Below are 2766 nucleotides of genomic sequence, written 5' to 3'. Positions count from 1 at the left end.
CACGACAACTTCTTCGAACTCGGCGGCCATTCGCTTTTGGCCGTGCAGTTGCTCGGTCGAACGCTCGCCGTTGGGCTGAAGTTTAGCGCTGCCGATCTCTTCCAAGCCCCTGTTCTGAAGGAACTCGCATCAAAGATTCATTTTCAGCGACAGCCCAGCGTTCCGGAAGCGATTACCGTTCAGGCAACCGGATCACAACCACCGCTCTTCTTTGTTCCCACAGGTTCGGGCGATTGTTCCTATGTCCTCAGTTTGGCGGAGAAAATGGACGTAGACTGTCCCATCTACGCTCTGCCATGGCCGCCTTTCAATGAAGTTTGTCCACAAACTCTTGAAAGAATAGCCGCGGAGGTGATCCTGGCGATTAGAGAGATCCAGCCACGGGGTCCGTATCGCTTTGCTGGATACTCATCAGGTGCAATCTTGGCTTATGCAATTGCCCAGCACTTGCTGGGTCTCGATGAAGCTGTATCATTCATCGCTCTCATCGATGTCGCGTTACCCGCAAATCCATCGAGCATATCGCCCACCCAAATGGTACGAGAAGTGCTGCTGGATTCTTTTGGATCCTTAGATGATGAGAGTTTCGGAGTACTGGAACGCTTTGCTGGACAAAGTTCAATTGCCCAGCTTCTTGAAAAGGCAAAGCAAGTTGGGGCGATACCTTTCGATCGTGATCTCCACAACGAGGTTTTGATGTATGAAAAGACTGCGCAGTTCCAAAGGGCGCTGGACTTGTATAATGTTCCATCCCTGCCGGTTGAGATCCACCAGTTTTATGCCAAAAGGCCTCTCCTTAGCCGTCGGGCGCGACCCCGAAGAAATTCCAGGGGTCCTGAGGCAAGTTCACCCATGCGGGGGTGGGACAGGGTTTTGCGTGAGGGGACCATTCATGCCATACCGGTGCCAGGCGACCACGTGACGATGATGGATGTTCCAGAAAACCGTCGAGTTCTGGCTCGACAGTTATCGATGGCCTTAAACCGCTCATTGACAACAAAAGCTTCGAATCGATTCCGGTAGATCTCGGACAGTACAGGTGGAGAACGGCGTTGGTGCATGGATCGGGTGAGCTCCGGATTTCGGTCTTTGATGCTACGATCTACGCGGTGGCTTCCTTGCAACGAACGGATTTCGGGCGTGCCCATTCCAGCATTCGATTGAGGATAGCGCAGCTGATGGCGACTTCCGTCTGTTGTGCCCGGAACGATCTTGCCCGCAGGCGGGGCCTGATGATTGATTTGTAGCGGCCGATGGCGGTCTCGACCAAAGACCGCTTGCCGTAGCCGGTGGCGGCTTGCCACTTCATTCGACCGTCCGTGTTGATTGCCGCGATATGACGGTCTCGCTGGCTGCAGACGTCCGTATGCGATCGTTCGACCGCGTTAGAGCGCGGCGGAATGACGACTGCGGCGCCGGCGCTGTGGCTGGTGACGGCGTCATAGGTCGGCTTTCCGTCATAGGCGCCATCGGCGGTGAACTGGCCGATCGGGATGTCAATGTGGTCGAGGATCGGTTCCACCTGCGAGGCGTCGCCTGTGTCCTGGTCGGTCACGGCGTGGGCGATGATCTCACCACTGTCGGCATCCAGTGCCAGATGCCAGTTTGCGCCAGCTGCGCCGCGATCTGGCACCGTGCTTTTCCTCCAGCCATTCGCCAGCGCCATAGATTTCAAGCCCGATGCTGTCGATGAGGACGTGGACAGGTCCTGCTGATGGAACGCGACAAATTTGCTGCCGTTCAGACAATCGTATAGCACGACGATCAGGATGAGACGCGAGCGACAATCTTGTTTGTCGTCGCGCAGTTTTACCTTCGTCTGCACAGTGTATCGCTAACCCGTGCCTGAATGCTGTACAGGTTCGCTTTGCGACTGTATCCGAGGCCGGGCTACGAAAAGCGGGCGAGCATTTCGCGGAGTGTGGCGTTCTCGGTTTTGAGACGAGCGCAGAGAAGCGCCTTCAAACGCATGTTTTCCGCTTCGAGCCCCGGCAGTTCATCCTGCACTGGCGGTGGCGATTTCTGAGAGCCCTGCCCATCCGGTCGGGATTGCCTGGCGTTTGATCGCGCCCGCGATCGAGCCTTGCGCAGCTTACGCTGAGCGCGACCAGGCAATTTGTCGGAAACAGTGGCTCTGGGCTCTTCCGGAGGAGGCAAAGGCTCATCGGCCGGTTGTTCAGCAATCGCGGGTGACACCATCGAATGCGTGGATGATGCCTCGGTCGGATCGCTCGGAACAATTTCCCTTGCCCCGTCGTTGACCGGCTCCTCGGCGACAGCTGCGGTATCGCTGTCTAGGCTTCCGCTGCTCGACGGAACGTCGCCTGCAACCGTGGGTGGGTGAGTCTGCACAAACAGGTGTGGCGATAAATCCTCGACCTCGCGATTGATCGCCTTCAGATCCGTGTCGCCCCAGATCGATGCGGCTTGCGATGGAGCCCTGCGCCGGTTCGACTTGAATTCGACAACGAAATTGCGCGTTGGTTTCATCACAACAGATATCCAGGAAACAAGGGGCGACCACGCCCATGCGGTTGGTGTCGATGATATAGGCAAGAGCCCGAGCCCGTTCAACCGACCTCAAGCAGCCTCTCCGGTTCAGTCGAGGCCGAGGCGCTTGCGCAACTCGGTATTCTCGGCGCGCAGCTTGTCGGCGAGCAGGCTGCGCAGCCTGATATTCTCCGCTTCGAGCTCGACCAGGTCAGACAGTGTTTCGAGATCGGCGGCCTTTGCCTTCGTCTCGGCCTTCGGTTGGTCGGCGGTGGC

At 57.3% G+C, this 2766-nt stretch carries 2 protein-coding genes and 2 pseudogenes; 1 reads left to right on the top strand and 3 read right to left on the bottom strand.

Translation table 11 applies throughout. The annotated features are described in order from the left end of the window. A partial coding sequence (locus OLZ32_RS39020; protein WP_264425698.1) for a thioesterase domain-containing protein occupies positions 1-1023 on the top strand: 1023 nt, incomplete at its 5' end. A 79-nt stretch (positions 1024-1102) separates the two neighbouring features. Here the strand turns inward: OLZ32_RS39020 and OLZ32_RS39015 are convergent. From OLZ32_RS39015 to OLZ32_RS39005, 3 genes and pseudogenes are all read right to left on the bottom strand, one after another. After that, a pseudogene (locus OLZ32_RS39015) lies at positions 1103-1709 on the bottom strand (IS5 family transposase); the annotation flags it as partial. Between the two features lie 181 nt (positions 1710-1890). Next, complete coding sequence (locus tag OLZ32_RS39010; RefSeq protein ID WP_264425697.1) at positions 1891-2490, bottom strand: hypothetical protein; 600 nt, start codon at positions 2488-2490, stop codon at positions 1891-1893. A gap of 108 nt (positions 2491-2598) precedes the next feature. Continuing rightward, positions 2599-2766: pseudogene (locus tag OLZ32_RS39005) on the bottom strand (SyrB-like regulator); the annotation flags it as partial.

Origin of the sequence: Rhizobium acaciae (genome assembly GCF_025941625.1) — a bacterium.
Lineage (GTDB): Bacteria > Pseudomonadota > Alphaproteobacteria > Rhizobiales > Rhizobiaceae > Rhizobium > Rhizobium acaciae.
Note: the sequence above shows the minus strand (reverse complement) of the source record. Positions and strands in the feature narration are given on the sequence as shown.

Coding starts and splice junctions, on each gene's coding strand:
- OLZ32_RS39010 (WP_264425697.1), bottom strand. CDS start 2,490: ATGAAACCAACGCGCAATTTCGTTGTCGAATTCAAGTCGAACCGGCGC.